This is a genomic window from Novosphingobium sp. PhB165 (genome assembly GCF_004341845.1).
In the GTDB taxonomy this organism is placed as follows: domain Bacteria; phylum Pseudomonadota; class Alphaproteobacteria; order Sphingomonadales; family Sphingomonadaceae; genus Novosphingobium.
The window spans coordinates 289,298-306,385 of the sequence record NZ_SLVB01000002.1; the positions used below are offsets into that span (position 1 = coordinate 289,298).

The 17,088-nt window shown below is 64.3% G+C and carries 12 protein-coding genes; all 12 read left to right on the plus strand.

The features are described from left to right. Position 1 precedes the first annotated feature (1 nt). The 12 genes from EDF56_RS06895 (at position 2) to EDF56_RS06955 (ending at position 17,088) form a co-directional block, all read left to right on the plus strand. Positions 2 to 817 carry an ABC transporter permease gene (locus tag EDF56_RS06895; protein WP_132386007.1) on the plus strand — a complete coding sequence of 272 codons (816 nt, stop codon included), beginning with the start codon at positions 2 to 4 and terminating at the stop codon, positions 815 to 817. Beyond that, the gene (locus EDF56_RS06900) at positions 814 to 1,581 is read left to right on the plus strand and encodes an ATP-binding cassette domain-containing protein (RefSeq protein ID WP_132386008.1); all 768 of its coding nucleotides are present in this window, start codon (positions 814 to 816) and stop codon (positions 1,579 to 1,581) included. Before EDF56_RS06895 ends, EDF56_RS06900 begins: the two co-directional genes overlap by 4 nt. A gap of 27 nt (positions 1,582 to 1,608) precedes the next feature. Continuing rightward, a complete protein-coding gene (locus EDF56_RS06905; protein WP_132386009.1) occupies positions 1,609 to 2,088 on the plus strand; it encodes a CopG family ribbon-helix-helix protein in 480 nt (159 codons plus the stop codon). Beyond that, the gene (locus EDF56_RS06910) at positions 2,085 to 2,909 is read left to right on the plus strand and encodes an urea amidolyase associated protein UAAP1 (RefSeq protein WP_132386010.1); all 825 of its coding nucleotides are present in this window, start codon (positions 2,085 to 2,087) and stop codon (positions 2,907 to 2,909) included. The genes EDF56_RS06905 and EDF56_RS06910 overlap by 4 nt, the downstream gene beginning before the upstream one ends. A gap of 14 nt (positions 2,910 to 2,923) precedes the next feature. After that, entirely contained in the window at positions 2,924 to 3,559 is a 636-nt protein-coding gene (locus tag EDF56_RS06915; RefSeq protein WP_132386011.1) for an urea amidolyase associated protein UAAP2, read from the plus strand. Continuing rightward, complete coding sequence (uca, locus tag EDF56_RS06920) at positions 3,556 to 7,152, plus strand: urea carboxylase (RefSeq protein WP_132386012.1); 3,597 nt, start codon at positions 3,556 to 3,558, stop codon at positions 7,150 to 7,152. Before EDF56_RS06915 ends, uca begins: the two co-directional genes overlap by 4 nt. Next, positions 7,149 to 8,918, plus strand: a complete 1,770-nt coding sequence (gene atzF, locus EDF56_RS06925; protein WP_132386013.1) for an allophanate hydrolase — start codon at positions 7,149 to 7,151, stop codon at positions 8,916 to 8,918. Before uca ends, atzF begins: the two co-directional genes overlap by 4 nt. 29 nt (positions 8,919 to 8,947) lie before the next feature. Beyond that, a complete protein-coding gene (locus EDF56_RS06930) occupies positions 8,948 to 9,892 on the plus strand; it encodes a YncE family protein (protein WP_132386014.1) in 945 nt (314 codons plus the stop codon). Between the two features lie 200 nt (positions 9,893 to 10,092). Further along, a complete protein-coding gene (locus tag EDF56_RS06935; RefSeq protein ID WP_132386015.1) occupies positions 10,093 to 11,031 on the plus strand; it encodes a LysR family transcriptional regulator in 939 nt (312 codons plus the stop codon). 781 nt (positions 11,032 to 11,812) lie between these two features. Next, a complete protein-coding gene (locus EDF56_RS06945) occupies positions 11,813 to 12,145 on the plus strand; it encodes a UrcA family protein (protein ID WP_132386017.1) in 333 nt (110 codons plus the stop codon). Positions 12,146 to 12,802: 657 nt separating this feature from the next. Beyond that, positions 12,803 to 13,930, plus strand: a complete 1,128-nt coding sequence (locus EDF56_RS06950) for an efflux RND transporter periplasmic adaptor subunit (RefSeq protein WP_165912117.1) — start codon at positions 12,803 to 12,805, stop codon at positions 13,928 to 13,930. Beyond that, positions 13,927 to 17,088, plus strand: coding sequence for a multidrug efflux RND transporter permease subunit (locus EDF56_RS06955; protein WP_132386019.1), 3,162 nt, complete (start codon positions 13,927 to 13,929; stop codon positions 17,086 to 17,088). The genes EDF56_RS06950 and EDF56_RS06955 overlap by 4 nt, the downstream gene beginning before the upstream one ends.

The following is a 17,088-nucleotide window of genomic DNA, read 5'->3' on the forward strand; positions in this document are numbered from 1 at the left end:
AATGCGTTGGGTGAATCGTCAACTCCGGCGAAGCGACCGCCTGCTCCTTGGCGCGCTGCCAATCCTGCTGCTGGCGGTGGCCTATCTGCTGGTAGCCGCCAGCCGCCACGCGGCCAATCCGGCGGACAAGATCCTGCCCCTGCCTTCCAGTATGGTGCAGAGCATGTCCGTCCTGATGTTCCAGCCCGACCAGCTGACGGGTCAGCTGGTGTTCTGGGCGGATACGCTCGCAAGCCTCCAGCGGCTGGGGATCGGGCTGGGCATCTCGACATTGATGGCGATCTGCGTCGGGCTCGCGCTGGGGGCTCTGCCGCCGGTGCGTGCCACGTTCGGGCCGCTGGTGACGGGCATCGCGGTGATCCCGCCGATTGCCCTGCTGCCGATCCTGTTCATCGCGCTGGGATTGGGCGAGACGGCCAAAGTCGCGCTCATCGTGGTGGGCATAGCGCCGGTCATGATCCGCGATATCGCGGCCCATGTCGCCGCCTTGCCCAGAGAACAGATTATTAAGGCGCAGACGCTGGGCGCCAGCAGTTGGCAAGTGATGATCCGCGTGGCGCTGCCGCAGGCCATGCCCCGGCTCTTGCAGGCGATGCGGCTGTCGCTCGGACCGGCATGGGTCTTCCTGATCTCGGCCGAGGCGATCGCATCCGATGTCGGCCTTGGATACCGCATCTTCCTGGTTCGCCGCTATCTCTCGATGGACGTCATCATTCCCTACGTCGCCTGGATCGCGCTTCTGGCGATCGCGATGGACGTGACGCTGACTTTCCTGAGCAGGCGGCTGTTCCCGTGGGCACACGGAGATAACCATTGAGCACACTTCTCAGCTTTCGCGACGTCTGGGTCGAATATGGAGACAGGATCGTCATCGAGAAACTGTCTCTCGATATCGAAGCCCACTCCTTCGTCTCGATCATTGGTCCTTCGGGGGCGGGCAAGAGCAGTTTTCTGCGCCTGATCCTGGGGCAGGAGGGGCCGACCCACGGCTCCATCCTCCTCGACGGCATACCGCTCGCGCCAGAGTGCGGACCGGATCGCGGCATCGTGTTCCAGCGCTACTCGGTGTTTCCGCACCTCTCGGCGTTGGGCAACACGATCCTCGGGATGGAATGTGCAAGGGCGCCGCTTTCGGCCCGCCTGTTCGGCGCTGCCCGGCGCGCGGCGAAAGAGGAAGCGGTGGAGATGCTGACGGCCGTCGGCCTTGGCGACAGTCTCCACCTCTATCCCGCGCAGATGTCCGGCGGCATGCAACAGCGACTGGCGATTGCCCAGGCGCTTGTGAAGCGGCCACGCATCCTCCTGCTGGATGAGCCGTTCGGCGCGCTCGATCCCGGAATACGTGCGGACATGCACGTGCTGATCCGGAAATTGTGGAGCGACTATGCGCTGACGATCGTCATGGTCACCCACGATATTCGCGAGGCTTTCAGTCTTGGAACGCGCGTGATCGCGCTCGACAAGCGCCGTCACGATCCGCACGCGCCCCACCGTTTCGGCGCGGTTGCGGTCTACGATCTGCCGCTCAAGGAGCGGGTCGAACAGATTTCCGACGAGCGCGTAAGTATTACTATTGACTGAATAGGTAATAATTGGAAGGAGGTGCATATGAGCTCCGAATCCGCAAGCCTGGCGCGGCTCAGCATGAGCCTTCCGGCAGACCTCTTCAGACAGCTCGACACGATGGTGGCGGAACGGGGCCTTCCTTCCCGTTCGCAACTGATCGCCGAACTGATCCGCCACGCTCTTGCCGAGCATGGCTCGCTTAACCACCCGGACGAGATGCTCGCCGGCACGATTACCCTTGTTTACCGCAGCGAGCAGGGCCGCGTTCGGCACCAGCTTTCCCAGACCCAGACCAGCTATCTGAAGGAAATCATTTCCTCTCAGCATGTCGTGCTGGAGGAGGATCAATCTCTCGAAGTCCTGCTCGTGCAAGGCCCCGCCGTGCGGCTGAAGGAACTGTGCGATGCCATCCGGCGCGTGCGCGGGATGCAGCAGCTGGAACTCGTGACCACCACCGCCCTTCTGCCGCCGCTTTACGAACCTGATGGTGGCAACTCCCAGTCGATCGGAGCGAATTCATGACCCAGATTCTGGCGAACCCGCTTGCCGCCCGCGACCATGCACGCGGCATGGAAGGCACCGTGATCGAGAGCATGCCGGTGCTGCCGCCAGTCGCGAGCGATCTGCCCGCAGGCGTGGCGGCGCAGGACCTCACGTGGGAGGAGACCATTGCGGCGGGCGGCTATGCCACCCGGCGGCTGGCACGCGGCACGCGCCTGCGGCTGATCGACATCAAGGGCGATGCCTGCGCGTCGCTGCTTGTCTTCAATGCGGAAATGCCGACCGAGCGGCTCAACGTCGCGGACACCGTGAAAGTCCAGTGGAACGCCTACCTCGATGCGGGCAAGCTGCTGCTGTCGGACATGGGCCGCGTGCTCATGAGCATTCTGGAAGACGATGCCGGCACGCATGACACATTCTGCGGCACCTCCAACGCCGCCACCAATGCGGCCAAATACGGCGACGGCAGCAATAGCGGCGCCTATCCAAACGGGCGCGACCGCTTTCTCTTGGGCGCGGGCAAGCACGGCCTTGGCCGCCGCGATGTGCATCCCTGCGTGACCCTGTTCAAGGGCACGCGGATCGAGACGGACGGCACGATCACCCCGCAGGTCGGTCCGTTCGAGGCCGGTCGCAGCGTGGTGCTGCGCGCGGAAATGGACGTGATCGTGGTGATCGCCAATTGCCCGCACGTGCTCGACCCTCGTGACGACTGGACGGTGACGCCGCTGCGCGTCTCGGCATGGCGCGGCCCGGTCACGCCTGAGGCTGACCCGATCCGCACTGCCACGCCGGAAGGCCTTCGCGCCTTCCAGAACGTCGAAGACTACTTCCGTCGCTGAAAGGACAGGCCACAATGAACGCCGATCCCCACATGTCCGGCCTCACCGGCGCCGTGATCCACGACGTGATCGTGCCCGCCCGGGCGCCTTGGCTGCACCACGTTGCGGCCGGGCAGACGCTTCGCATCGTCGACCTTGAAGGCAATCAGGCCGTGGATTTCCTGCTCTATTCGGCTGAGGACGATGCCGAACGCTACAGCGCGCAGGATACCGTTGCCGCACAGGGCAACCTGTTCCTGCGTGAAGGCACCCGGCTGCTGTCCAACGAGGGCCGGACGATGATGACCATCGCCGCCACCTCGGTCGAATATCACGATACCATCGGCGGCGCCTGCTCCTGCGAATCCAACACCTTGCGCTACGGCCATCACACCAAGGCCGAGCATGCCTGCGTGGAGAACTTCCTCGAAGCCAATCTCACCGAGGGCCGGGGCAAGCGGGACATCGTGTCCAACATCAACTTCTTCATGAACGTACCGGTCGAGCCGGACGGGTCGCTGGGCATCGTCGACGGAATATCCGCGCCGGGCCTGACCGTTGACCTGCGAGCGGAAATGGACGTCGTCGTCGTCGTCTCGAACTGCCCGCAGGTCAACAACCCCTGCAACGGCTTCAACCCCACCCCCGTTCGGATGATTGTCACCGCATGAACTTTGACACGGTCCTGATCGCCAACCGAGGCGCGATCGCCACCCGCATCATCCGCACGCTGCGACGCATGGGCCTGAAGTCCGTCGCCGTCTATTCCGAGGCAGACGAAGGCTCCAACCACGTATCCGAAGCCGACGAGGCGGTCTGCATCGGCGGGGCCAAAGCTTCCGACAGCTATCTCAACATCGCCGCGATCCTCGATGCCGCGCGCAAGACCGGGGCAGGGGCCATCCATCCCGGCTACGGTTTCCTGGCCGAAAACGTCGAGTTCGCGGAGGCCTGCGCGGAGGCGGGCATCGTCTTCATCGGCCCCACCGTCCAGAACATCCGCACGTTCGGCTTGAAGCACAGCGCCCGCGCGCTTGCGGCGGCGCATGACGTGCCGCTGGCGCCCGGTACCGGGCTGCTTGCCGACGAAAAGGATGCCGTACTCGCTGCACGCGAAATCGGTTTCCCGGTGATCCTCAAAGCAACGGCGGGCGGCGGCGGCATCGGCATGCGCGTCTGTGAAGACGAGGCGGAACTGCGCGATGCTTTCGCATCGGTGGCGCGGCAGGGCCTGAGCAATTTCGGCGATGCCAGCGTCTTCCTCGAACGCTACGTCCGGCGCGCGCGCCATGTCGAGGTCCAGTTGTTCGGCGATGGCCAGGGCCGCGTCATGGCTCTTGGCGAGCGCGATTGTTCACTCCAGCGCCGCAACCAGAAAGTGGTCGAGGAAGCCCCCGCGCCGCTGCTGCCCGAACGGGTGCGGGCGGAGCTGATTGCCTCGGCCGTGCGACTGGGCGAGGCCGCGCGGTATCGTTCGGCCGGGACGGTCGAATATCTCTACGACGCTGACCGGGAGGAGTTCTTCTTCCTGGAGATGAACACGCGCCTTCAGGTCGAGCACGGCGTCACCGAAATGGTGATGGGTATCGATCTGGTCGAATGGATGGTGCGCGGGGGGGCGGGGGACTACACATTCCTCGACCGTGAGCCGCCGACCCCGCAAGGCCATTCGGTGCAGATGCGCCTCTATGCGGAAGACCCGTCGCTCGACTACCGCCCCACTTCGGGCACGCTGACCGCTCTGGAATTCCCCTCCGACATTCGCGTCGAGACATGGTGTTCGGCGGGTAGCACGGTCAGCGCATGGTACGATCCGATGCTGGCGAAGCTGATCGTCCACGCGCCGACCCGTGCCGAGGCAGTCGAGGCCGCGCAGGCGGCGCTCGACCGGAGCCGGGCGGACGGCATCGAAACCAACTTGCGCTGGCTGCGCGATGTCGTGCGCTCGCCCGCTTTCGTCAGCGGCGAAGTCTCGACCCGCGTGCTTGACGGCATCGTCTACGAGCCGCGCTCGATCCGCGTGGTCAGCGGCGGCACCGCGACGACCGTGCAGGACTGGCCGGGACGCCAGAAGCTCTGGGCTGTCGGCGTGCCGCCATCGGGGCCGATGGACGACCAGTCTTTCCGCCTCGGCAACCGGTTGCTCGGCAATCCCGAAGGGACGGCGGGTCTGGAAGCCACTGTCACCGGCCCCACGCTTGCTTTCGTAGCCCCGGCGCGGATCTGCATCACCGGTGCGGACTTCGGCGCGACGCTTGACGGCGAGCCGGTTCCGCGCGGCGTTCCGACGGATGTGAAGGCAGGCCAGACGCTGGCGCTTGGACGGGCCTCGACCGGCGGCATGCGCGGTTACGTGCTCTTCGCCGGCGGGCTCGACATGGCGCCCTATCTGGGCAGCCGCAGCACGTTCGAACTCGGGCAGTTCGGCGGCCATGCTGCGCGCAGGCTGCTGGCGGGCGATACCTTGCATCTGGCCGGGGAAAGCACCGACGCGGCGCTGCCGATGGTGGCCCTGCCGGAGATTTCGACCGACTGGACCTTGCGCGTGCTCTACGGCCCGCATGGTGCGCCCGATTTCTTCACCGATGATGACGTCCAGTCGTTCCTCGGCGCGGAATGGAAGGTGCACCACAACAGCAACCGCACCGGCGTTCGCCTGATCGGTCCGAAGCCCCGCTGGGCTCGTACGGACGGCGGCGAGGCGGGTCTGCACCCCTCCAACATTCACGACAATCCCTATGCCATCGGCGCGGTCGACTTCACCGGCGACATGCCGATCATCCTTGGCCCCGATGGCCCCTCGCTGGGCGGTTTCGTCTGTCCTTTCGTGGTGATCGCGGCCGATCGCTGGAAGATCGGACAGCTCACCCCAGGCGACCGCCTGCGCTTCGTGCCGGTAAATATCGACGATGCGACGGAGGCGGATACCTCGCAGCGCACGTTCGTGGCGACAGGCGTGGTGCCTGCCTCGTCGCCGGTCCGCCCGGTGGAGACGCTGTCCCCCATCCTCGCCGAAGTGGCAGAAGGCCCCGGGCGTCCGCGCACCGTCTATCGCCAGCAGGGCGACCGGAACATCCTTGTCGAATACGGCCAGATCGTCCTCGACATCGAACTGCGCATTCGGGTGCATGCGCTGATGACGGAGCTGGAGCGGCTGGCTCTGCCCGGCGTCATCGATATCGTTCCCGGCATCCGCTCACTCCAGCTGCACTTCGATGGGCAGGCGCTGGACCAGCAGGCCGCGCTGGCCATGCTCATCGCGGCGGAGGAGCGGCTGGGCGACCTCGAGGACTTCACGATCCCTTCGCGCATCGTCCACTTGCCCTTGAGCTGGCGCGATCCGGCAACGATCGAGACGATCGAGAAGTACATGGCCACGGTCCGCGCCGATGCGCCATGGTGCCCGGACAACATCGAGTTCATCCGCCGCATCAACGGCCTTGCCGACAGTGATGCGGTCGAGAACCTGATCTTCGAGGCGAACTACCTCGTGATGGGGCTGGGCGACGTCTATCTGGGCGCTCCCGTGGCCACTCCGGTCGATCCCAGGCACCGTTTGGTGACGACCAAGTATAACCCCGCGCGCACCTGGACGCCGCCCAATGTCGTGGGCATCGGCGGCGCCTACATGTGCATCTACGGCATGGAAGGGCCGGGCGGTTACCAGCTCTTCGGCCGGACGGTTCAGGTCTGGAACACCTATCGCCAGACCGACGCCTTCACCGAAGGCAAGCCATGGCTGCTGCGCTTCTTCGACCAGATCCGTTTCTATCCGGTGAGCGCGGACGAACTGACCGAATGGCGCCGGGAATTCCCCGCCGGGCGCCGCTCGCTCCGGATCGAGCCGTCCGAGTTCAGGCTGGCGGATTACCGGGCCTTCCTTGCCGAGAATGCGCAGTCGATCTCGGAATTCGAGGAAAAGCGCAAGGCCGCTTTCGACGAGGAACGCGCGGATTGGCAGCGGCTTGGCGAGTTCGACCATGCTGCGGATTCCGGCGAGGTCGAGGAGCCGGAGGGCGCGGTGATCGACCTCCCGGTGGGCTCCAACCTGGTCGAAGCGCCTTACGGCGGCGTGGTCTCGATGCTGCTCGTGGCGGCAGGGGACGTGGTGGAAGCGGGCGACAAGATCGCGGTGATTGAGGCTATGAAGATGGAATGTCCTGTTGAAAGCCCCGGCCGGGGCACGATCGAGGCTCTCTACATGCGCGAGGGGCAGTCGTTGCAGCCCGGCGCGCCGATGCTGGCCCTGAGGCAGCACGCATGACCGCGCCCGATCGTCGCAGCGCGGCTGCCATCGCCGATGCCGTCAATGCGGGGCGCATTAGCGCCGTCGCGGTGGCCGAAGAGACCTTGGCGCGCGCCGCCGCCTATGATGCCGTACAGCCGCAGATATGGATCAGCCGCGCCAGCCGCGAGCAGCTTCTGGAGCAGGCCCGCGCTGTCGATGCCCGCATCGCTGCCGGGGAAGTGCTGCCGCTCGCAGGTGTTCCCTTCGCAGTGAAGGACAATATCGATGTGGAAGGCTTCGATACCACGGCAGCCTGCCCGGCTTTCGCCTACCGCCCGGAAAGCTCTGCCACGGTAATCGAGCGCCTGACGGCGGCGGGCGCGCTTTGCATCGGCAAGACCAATCTCGACCAGTTCGCCACCGGTCTGGTCGGTACCCGTAGCCCTTACGGCATCCCCCGCAATGCCTCCAATCTCGCCTATGTCAGTGGCGGTTCCAGCTCGGGTTCCTCCGTTGCGGTGGCGGCCGGGTTGGTCGCTTTTGCGCTGGGCACTGATACTGCCGGCTCGGGTCGCGTTCCCGCCGCCTTCAACCACCTGATCGGGTTCAAGCCCACGAAAGGGCGATGGAGCACGCATGGCCTCGTCCCGGCGTGCCGCACGCTCGACTGCATCACCGTCTTCACCGACGACACGGCCGACGCGCGGCTGGTCGATCAGGTTGTAGCAAGCTTCGATCCGGCCGATCCGTACTCCAAGCAGTTGGCAGACAAGCCGCTCCGGCCCGCGCGCATCGGCGTGCCGCGCCGCGACCAGCGGGTCTGGTTCGGCGATACTGAGTCCGAATTTCTCTATGACCGCGCGCTCGAAAATCTGGCGCGGTTGGGGGAACTGGTGGAAGTCGATCTGGCGCCGCTGCTGGAGGCCGCACAGCTGCTTTACGGCGGTCCCTGGGTCGCGGAGCGCACTGCGGCGGTGGCAGATATGCTCGCGGACAACCCGGACGCCATCGACCCGACCGTCCGGACCATCGTCGAACCCGGCGCTGAGGTCAGCGCGGTGGAACTGTTCAACGGCATGTACCGCCTTGCCGAGATCAAGCGCCATGCCGACCTGCTGTGGTCCGATATCGACATGCTGGCCTTTCCGACCACCGGCACCACCTACCGCGTCTCCGAACTGCTGGCGGCGCCCGTGGCGCTCAACAGCAATCTGGGCCTCTACACCAATTTCGTGAACCTGCTCGACATGGCCGCGCTCGCGGTGCCTGCCGGAATACGCGCCAATGCCACGGGCTTCGGGATTACCCTGATCGGCCCCGCCGATACCGACCGCGCCCTGCTGGACGTGGCCGACGCCTACCTTTCGGTTGCGGATCTCCCGCTGCCGCCATCACTCGATCTGGAGGGAAAGATGCAGACCGTGAAACTCGCCGTCGTTGGCGCCCATCTCAAGGACATGCCGCTTCACTGGCAGCTCACCTCGCGCGATGCGAAGTTCGTCGGCGCCTTCGAAACCGCGCCGACGTATCGGCTCTATGCCATGGCCGACAGCGTGCCCGCCAAGCCCGCGCTTGTGCATAGCGAGGATGGGGCGTCCATCGCCGTCGAGGTTTACGAACTGGGCGTCGCCGAGTTCGGTAGCTTCGTGGTCGAAGTGCCTGCACCGCTGGCGATCGGCACCGTTACGCTGGCTGACGGCAGCAGCGTGAAGGGCTTCGTCGCCGAACCGCGCGCCATGACCGGGGCGGAGGACATCACCAGCCTCGGCGGATGGCGCGCTTTCATCGCGCGCGCAGCCTGACTCGCATCGGCAAGATCAAAGGGGGAAACATGCGCACGTTCGGACTGACGGTTCTGGCTGCGGCCGGGGCCATGGCTACCATCTCAACTGCCGCTCAGGCTCAGCAAGAGCAGGTCATCACGGTACCGGGCTTCGCGGATTTCCTGGCGGTTGACGGGAAGACCGTCTGGGCCACGAACAAGGGCCGGGTCGAACGCTGGTCTCGCGAAAGTAAGCTCGCGGAGGTCGCGATGGCCCACCCTTGCGGCGCCATGGCTATCGCGGATGGTTCCCTGTGGGTTGCCGATTGCAAGGAGGGCACGCTCAACCGGATCGACATCCGCACCGCGAAACTCACGGCAACCATCGCCACCGGCATTGCCAATCCCAAAGGCGAACTCAATGTCGTTGCGGGCGCCGGGTCGATCTGGGTGGCGAGTGACGCGGGCGGCAAGATCGCGCGGGTCGATCCTGCCAGCAATAGCGTGACGGCTTCGGTTACTGTCGATCCGGGCACGTGGTATCTGGCGTTCGGGTTTGGATCGTTGTGGGCGGTCAGTGCCGAGCAGCAATCGCTGCAACGCATCGATCCCAAAACGAACAGCGTGGTCGGCAAGACGCCTTTGGGGAAGGAGCCGGGCTTCCTTGCCGCCGGGTCGGGCGGCGTCTGGGTGCAGGAACAGGGGGACGGCACCGTGGCCCGTATCGATCCCCACACCGGCGAACTCTCCGGACGGATCAAGGTGGGCGAGAACCTGAAATGGGGCGATATCGACACCGGCAGCGGCAAAGTCTGGCTGCGCACAACAGACGATCAGGTCTTTGTGGTAATCGATCCCAAGACGATGGGCGTCGATAAGCGCATGGGCAAGGCGGCGGGAAGCGGTGCGCTACGCTATACGCACCACGGCCTTTGGACGACCGCACATGACGAGCACACCCTGACATGGTGGCCGAAGTCCGCGCTGAAGGGGAAAAGCGACGCCGGGAGCTGATTGCTTACGGAATATACTGATATAAAAAGCTTAAACGTCCGATCCGTGGAAACGGATCGGACGTTCGGGCGTGGGATGATGCGAAGGGCATAGTGGGAATGCCAGTAATTTCGCTTTGCGCATAAATCGCGTCTATGCTTTTAGAGCGATGTCGGGCTACTGCGGGCTCGGGTTTTGCCTTGATGGGGACACGCAAGCAGATGAGCGAACGAACGCCGTTGATCGACGAGAAGTTCGCGAAGCGTGTCGATTGGAACCTGCTCCGGACATTCGTCGATATCGTCCGCGCCGGGGGCATCGGGGCGGCGGCAAGGCAGCTCAACAAACAGCAACCGAGCATCAGCGCGGCGCTCAAGCGGCTGGAAGATCAGGTCGGCGCAACGCTGCTGCATCGCTCCGCGACGGGCGTCGAGATGACGAGCGCCGGCAAGGCGATGATGGCGCTGTGCGAGGACATGCTGGAATCCGCCCGCCTGATGCCGCACCAGATCGCGCAGGCGACGCGGCGGGTTGAAGGCATCGTCCGCATCCAGATGGTCCCGGGCGTCGTTTCCCGTGAATTCGACGAGGCCATCGCCAGTTTTCACCGCCGCAATCCCGACATTCATATCGAGATCCGCGTCTCGCCATGGCGTCAGGTGCTGGATGCGTTGGAGCGCGGCGAAGTGGAAGTGGGGGTCGGCTACGACGGCGGCGTTCGCGGCAGCCTTGTCTACGAGCCGCTGTTCGTGGAGCGGCAGCAACTCTACTGCGCGCGCAGCCATCCGCTTTTCGGCTATCGCGTAACGCAGTTGAAGGAACTGATTGGCGAAGGCTTCGTGCTTACGGGTGAGCAGGAGATCGAAGCCATCACCCAGCTTCGTCGCCGCTATAGGCTGGGCGGCAAAGTGACGGGACTGGTGGAGGACACCGGCGAAGCCCGCCGTCTCGTCGTCAACGGCGTCGGCATCGGGTTTCTGCCCGTGCATGCGGTCCAGGCCGAAGTGGAGAGAGGCCTGCTGTGGCCGCTGCTCCCCGCGGAATTCGAGCCCTCTTACGACATCTTCCTTTTGGCCCGGTCCGAACCCGCGCGCGACACGGCCACGCAGCTTTTCATTGATGAGGTGTTCCGGCGCATCCGTGCGCTGCACAGGTCATAGTCCCAATCTATGCCTTTCATCGAAAATTTGCCTCTGCCTTCATCACCTGTCCAAGCCCAGTTTCAGATCGGGCAAGGTGAGGGTTTTGAATGGGGCCGAAAACAAACTTCCAGCCAGCGCGCAAATCCGGCGTGGCGGCCATTGGCGTAAAGCTGTTCAGGGCGATCCTCGAAAGCGTTGAAGCGCGGGCTCAGGCCGTTGGCGGTGCACCGAGCCGGCGTGTTTCGCCCAGTGCCGAACAGGGTGCGGGCAAGCTCGATGGCCTTTCAACACATTGAAGAGCCGATACTATCTCGGCACGCGGGCGATAGCGCTGAGCGCAGCGGTCTGGACCGCGAGCTTCGCGCCTTGCGCTATGGCCGCGCCGCAGGCTGAAACGCGACTGGTCTCGTGCGGCGGAGCAAGTTGTCTGCTCATTTCCGGCCATCGGGCCGACCCGGCATCCACGGTTCGCATCAACGGGCACGAGGTCCCTGTCCAAGGGCAAAAAGCCTGGAGAGTTCGCCTGCCGGTTGAGACCGTTCGGGAATGGTCCCTGCCGATGGCCCGGGCGATCGACGTCACGGTCGGCGAAACCGAAGTTGCGAGCGCGCGCGTCGATCTCCCGATTGGATTGCTGGGTCATTCCACGGACCTTGCATCGCTGGTTATCGGCAGCCCATAGTCCCGATTTGAGGCCCGTCAGTAGATAATCCAACGGTTCATTGTCAGTTTCCCTGCTGAACGCTATGAAAGCGAGGTCGCCGGAGAGCGATCGTCGATATGTGTTCAGGAGAAGATGATGAAGATCGGTGTAATGGTCTTGGCCTCTTTCGCTTTCGCCACGGCCGCTTCTGCGGCCCCCGCGCAAAATCCTTTCGCCCAGGATAGCGCTGTCTTGCAGCTCAAGGGGCTCGACCTTGCCACGGTCGACGGCCAGCAGCGACTGGCCATCCGCATGGATCAGGCCGCCCGCGCGGTCTGCGGTGATCGACTGGCGAACATCCATCTCGCTGCCGAGGAGAAGGCGCGTGAGTGCCGGACGGCGGTGATTGCGGACATCCGCACCAAGATCGAATCGCGCACGGCAGAGGCTTCGGGCGCCGCTCCGGTTCAACTTGCCTCGGCACGATAACCAGAGCCTTTAACGGGTAGGTGACACAAGCGCCGCGGGCAGCCGGAAACGGTTGCCCGGTGCTTGGCGTGCCGATTCCAAATTCTGACAAAGTACCGGAGGTCGGATCTATCGCCGGTCGGCCGATAGGCCCGTCTAATTACCGCGGATACGCGGGCCAGGCCGGGTCTTTAATGGCGATGAAACAATCTGTACTCGTTTGTCGAGCAACTTCAATTTTATGCCCCGGCATGGGCTGAAATCGGCAACGTATTGCCTCGATCTCTGCGCTATGAGACAAAGGACTATCGTTCGATTCGGCTAACATATCCGATTTTCGGGAATTTTCCTGCTCGCAGCGGCTTTTTCAACGACAGCCTCGGGCAGGGATGAAGGACCTTCGTCATACCGGCGAAGCCTCAGTCCGAACGTCATGGGGAGGTTTTTATGTCGTCTCCGTCTGCAGGTGATCTCCCCAGAGAATTGCGCTGACCATGCTTGCTGCCACGGCGGCCAATCCGATTCCGGGAATGGGTGTCCAAGGAGACGGCGAGAGGGCCGCCTGAGATTTAATTGCACGATATACTAGACCGTGTTGAGGCTTTGTTAAGGAAAGCTCTCGTGCGCCAGAAGTATACATCGTTCTCTAATCTGAAAAATGCCGGCCGTCTGGCAGCGATGGCCTGTATTATTCTTACTCAGGCGTGTTCCAACGAAACGGCTCCCAGCCCGCCGCCAACACCGGTCAAGGTTCTGACGGTCGGTCGATCGTCGGCTGCGAATGCCATCGAATTGCCGGGCCGGGTGGAAGCCGTTCGATCGGCGCAGGTCCGCGCCCGCGTCGATGGCATCGTCCTGCGGCGGCTCTATCAGGAAGGCTCGGATGTCGCGGCCGGCACCGCGCTGTTCCAGATCGATCCCGGCGATGTGCAGGCTCAATTGAGACAGGCCAACGCGGGATTGACGCGCGCGCTCGCTGCCCGATCGGACGCGGCGCAAGTCGTAAAGCGATTTTCCTCTCTGATCGGACGGCAGGCAATCAGTGAACTGGAATATGAAAGCGCGCGGAACAATCTGAGGCAGGCCGAAGCGGGCGTTCAAGACGCGCGCGCAGCGCTTGACCGTTCGAAGCTCGCGGCCAGCTATGCGACAGTGCGCGCCCCGATCGCCGGCCGGGTAGGTCGCGCGGAAGTGAGCGAGGGCGCCCTCGTCAGTGCCGGAGCGGGTACGTTGATGACGCAGGTCGATCAACTCTCCCAAGTCTATGTCGTATTCACGAAGTCCAGTTCCGATCTGCTCGATCTGGCGCGCATGACGCGTTCCGGCGAAGTCCGTCTCCCCGACTTGCGCAACATCGAAGTCCGCCTGACTACGGAGAATGGGCAGGACTACGGCGTCGTCGGCCACCTCGATTACGCGGGTCTGGTCGTACAGCCGGGCACCGGAAGCCAGGCGTTGCGGGCGGTATTTCCCAACCCGCACCGGGACCTTCTGCCCGGCCAGTTCGTGCGCGGCGTCCTGCAGGCGGGAACGTTCGTGAATGTGCTCTCCGTGCCCGAACGCGCGGTCATGATCGGCGCCGGAGACACCAGCGTGATCGTTGTCGGCGCAGACAATGTGGCTGAGCGCCGGCTCGTCACGCTCGGTGAATCGCATGACGGAATGTGGATCGTCCGTTCGGGATTGAAGGCCGGCGAACGGATCGTGGTGGAAGGGTGGCAGACCGTCGTGCCGGACCAGAAGGTTGCGCCACAGCCCTTCAAACCGGCCCAGCAGCCGGCGCAACAGGCAAGCAGCGAGGGATGAACCGCTTCTTCGTCTATCACCCGGTCTTCGCCTGGGTGATCGCCATTTTCGCCCTGCTGTTCGGCGGGATTGCCATCGCCAATCTGCCGATCGAGATGTTTCCGAACATCGCGCCCCCTTCGGTCAGCATCTCCACCGCCTTGCCCGGCGCCGATGCGGTCACGCTTGACCGGACAGTGACCTCGGTCATCGAGCGCGAGATGAATGCGGTCGACAATTTCCTCTACATGTCCTCGACCAGCCGCTCCAACGGCACCGCGCAGGTCACCGTGACCTTCCAGCCGGGCACCTCGCTCGACGTGGCAGTTTCGCAGGTTCAGGACCGTCTGGCGCGGGTGGATTCACGCCTTCCCGAGGACGTTCGCCGCGCTGGTGTGCGGGTCACTTCGTCCTCGTCCGGATTTCTGATGATGGTCGCGCTGCGGTCGAAGTCCGGGGTAACGTCGCGGGCCCAATTGGGGAACTATGCAAGCAACAACATTGTCGAGGAACTGCGCCGCGTTCCCGGCGTCGGCGATGTGCAGTTGTTCGGTTCGGCCTATGCCATGCGCATCTGGCTCGACCGTGATAAGCTCGCCGGATACGGGCTGACCCCGGCGGAAGTCCTGCAGGCGGTGCGCGAGCAGAACAGCCAGACGGCCGCCGGCACCTTGGGCGCGCGGCCAACCGCATCGACGGCGGATCTCAATGTCCAGATCATCACCCAGAGCCGCTTTTCCACGCCTCAGCAGTTCCGGGAAATCATCGTCGCGTCCAATCCCGACGGTTCGACCGTTCGCCTCGGCGACGTCGCCCGCGTGGAACTGGGCGAGGACAGCTATGCCATGCATGCCACGCTGAACGGGCAGGAAATGGTCGGGATCGGCGTGCAGCTCGCCTCGGGCGCCAGCGCGCTGTCGACGGCGTCCGGCGTGCGGGCGCGCCTGGATGAGCTGGAGCGCAGCTTCCCTCCGGATATCGTGTGGGAGACGCCGTTCGATTCCACGCCGTTCATCGTCCGCTCCGTGAACAACGTGATGCGCACGATGATCGAGACGCTGCTGCTGGTCTCGGCCTTCGTCTACCTGTTTCTCCAGCGTTGGCGTGCGATCGTGGTGCCCACGCTGATCGTGCCGATTGCGCTGGTGGGCACGTGCCTCGGCCTGCTGCTGTTCGGGATGTCGCTCAACTTGCTCTCGCTGTTCGCGATGGTGGTGGCGATCGGCATCCTGAATGACGACGCCATCGTCATCGTCGAGAATGTCGAACGCATCATGCGCGAGGAGGGCCTCGACCCGCGCGAGGCGACGGCCAAGGCGATGGGGCAGATTACCGGGGCAATCATCGCGACTACACTGGTGCTGGTGGCGGTGTTCATCCCGATGGCGTTCTTTCCGGGGGCGAGCGGCGGTGTCTATCGCCAGTTTTCGGTCACCCTCACCATCTCGATGATCGTTTCGACAGTGCTTTCGCTGACGCTCGCACCAGCGCTGTGCGGCAGTATTCTGCGACCACCGCCGGAGAAGACGGAAGTGGACGATAGGCCGCGGAGCCTGCCTGCACGGTTCTTCGATCGCTTCAACCGCGGTCTCGAAAACACCACCGGGCGTTATGTCGGCGCGGTGGAGACCATGCTCCGCTCGCCGGTGCGCTGGTTTGTCGTGTTCCTCGGGATCTGCCTTGTGACATGGCTGCTGTTCGCGCGGTTGCCGGGCGGCTTCCTGCCGACGGAGGACCAGGGCTCGATCATGATCGGCTACAACGCCGCGCCGGGCGCCACGATGGCGCGCACAGAAGGTGCCGTGCGGCAGGCCGAAGGCTTCCTTCTCAAGCAGCCCCAGGTGCGCAACGTCGTTTCGATCTACGGTTTCAGCCTGTTCGGACAGGGAGAGGGCGCGGCGATGTCCTTCGTGGACCTGAAGCCGTGGGAAGAGCGCCCCGGCGCGGACAATTCCGCCGGCGCCCTTGCGGCGCGCGCGAACCAGGCATTCTTCACCATTCCCGAAGCAACGATGTTCGCTTTCGAACCGCCGCCGATCTCGGCGCTGGGTAATGCCACCGGCTTTTCCATGCGGGTTCAGGATCGCATCGGCACTGGCGACAATCTTGCTAGCCGTGCGCATGCGATCATTGCCGAGGCGGCCAAGAGCCCGATACTGGCCGGGGTCCGGTTCGAAACCCAGCCTTCGCGGCCCCAGCTCTATCTTGACCTGGATCGCGTCAAGGCGCGGGCGCTGGGTTTGCAGATCGGCCAGATCAATCAGGCCCTGAGTGTCACGTTCGGCTCCGCCTATGCGAACGATTTCATGCATGACGGCACGGTTCTGCGAGTGATCGTGCAGGGGGAGGCTTCGCAGCGGATGGAGCCCAGCGACATCGCCGCCCTGCGGGTCCGCAACGACCGGGGCGAAATGGTGCCGTTCAGCGCGTTCAGCACCATGCACTGGACTGCCGGTCCGGCGCAGCTTGAACGCTACAACGGGTTCCCGGCGGTGGCGATTTCCGGCCAGCCGGCCCCCGGGCATTCCAGCGGTGCCGCTTTGAACGAGATGGAGCGGATCGCCCGGGAGGTGCTGCCGCCCGGCTATGGCTATGAATGGACCGGCACTGCCTTCGAGGAACGTCAGGCCAGCGGCCAGATCGGCGCCTTGCTTGGGCTTTCGCTGATCGTCGTCTTCCTGCTGCTGTCGGCGCTGTACGAGAGCTGGTCCATTCCGCTGGCGGTGCTCATGGTCGTTCCGCTGGGTGTCCTGGGGGCGGTGCTCTTCACCCTTGCGCGCGGCATGATGGCGGATGTCTATTTCAACGTCGGCCTCGTGGCGATTATCGGGTTGGCGGCGAAGAACGCGATCCTGATCGTGCAGTTTGCGCTCGACGAAGAGTCGCAAGGAAAGACGGCGAGCGAGGCGGTCAGCCTCGCCGCGCGGCAACGACTGAGGCCGATCCTGATGACCAGCCTGACATTCGTGATCGGCATGTTGCCGCTGGCTATCGCCGTGGGCGCCGGCGCGGCCAGCCGCCGTGCCGTGGGGACCGGCGTGATGGGAAGCATGCTCACGGCGACGGTGCTTGGCATCTTCTTCACGCCGCTGTTCTTCGTATCGGCGCGCAGATGGCTGGGCGGGCGGCGTGAGGAGCCCAAGCCCGGTGCCAAGCCCGATCAGGCCGAGGAAAGCTAG